The sequence below is a fragment of the Acetobacter okinawensis JCM 25146 genome (assembly GCF_000613865.1).
Taxonomy (GTDB): domain Bacteria; phylum Pseudomonadota; class Alphaproteobacteria; order Acetobacterales; family Acetobacteraceae; genus Acetobacter; species Acetobacter okinawensis.
This window is the reverse complement of sequence record NZ_BAJU01000118.1, coordinates 1-935: the sequence shown is the minus strand read 5'-3', so window position 1 is coordinate 935 and position 935 is coordinate 1. Positions and strand designations below refer to the sequence as shown.

The window sequence follows — 935 nt, the reverse complement described above, 5'->3', positions numbered from 1 at the left end:
GCCGCCCGAGGCTGCGGCCCGCCAGAAGGCCGGTTTATAGTGGGTGGGCTTACTCATTCCCTTGGGAAGAGGCAACGCGCTGGGTGCTGGCCCGCGCAACAGGGGTGGCACGGTAGGAGCCAGCGAGCGCCCACGCATGCCACTCCCCCGGCTATTGCCAACAGGCCCGGCCTCCACAAAGTTCCGCATGCCCTGAAAAGGGTGGAACACCTTGGGGTGCGAGATCTGGGGCATGCCATCCGGCCCTGTACCCATACTGGCTTCAGCCACCATCATGGGGGGGTGACGGACGGAAGGGGTGACCGGGTGCGGGAACACCTGCGCCATAAGGGGAGATTTTTGCGGGGGTTGTGCCCCATCACGCCCGTCCTGCGGTACGGCCCATGCCTCCAGCACCTTCCACTGGTAGGGGGTGCCTATGCCGGGGGTCTGGGAGTGGTAGGCCGCTGCGGCGCGGGGCCAGCTCCCCATTTTTTCATACATCTGGAGCAGAAAGCTGCCCGCATACATGGCGTTGCGCAGCGGGTCGAACGCCTGATCGACGGAGGGGAACGCATCGGGGTGCTGTTGCAGGTTGACCTGCATGCACCCCACGTCAATGGACATGATGCCCTGCTGGCGGAAGCTCTGCACAGCGGCCACGGCCTCGGCCCGGCTGTTGTAGTGGTAGCCAATGCCACCTGCGTTAATCGTCCATGGCCAGGCGGAGACCGTACCGTCGGATTCGGTCCGGCCACTTTCCACCCGCCCCATGGCGGAGAGAAACCCGTCGGGAATATGCAGGCTGCGCTCGGCCTGTGTCATGGCCTCCGTGCACAGCCCTGCCTCGGCAGAGTGTGCATTGGCCCGCGAGGCCCCTACGGTGGTGTGTACGCAGCCTGCAAGCAGTGCGGCGCTCAGCAGCCAGCGGGTGGGTGGGGTGCGGGGTGCGGTGC

At 66.1% G+C, this 935-nt stretch carries 1 protein-coding gene; it reads right to left on the bottom strand.

Features of this window, described 5'->3' with window-relative positions:
* The coding region (locus tag JCM25146_RS20335) for a transglycosylase SLT domain-containing protein (protein WP_051544347.1) at positions 1-935 on the bottom strand (935 nt) is incomplete at both ends.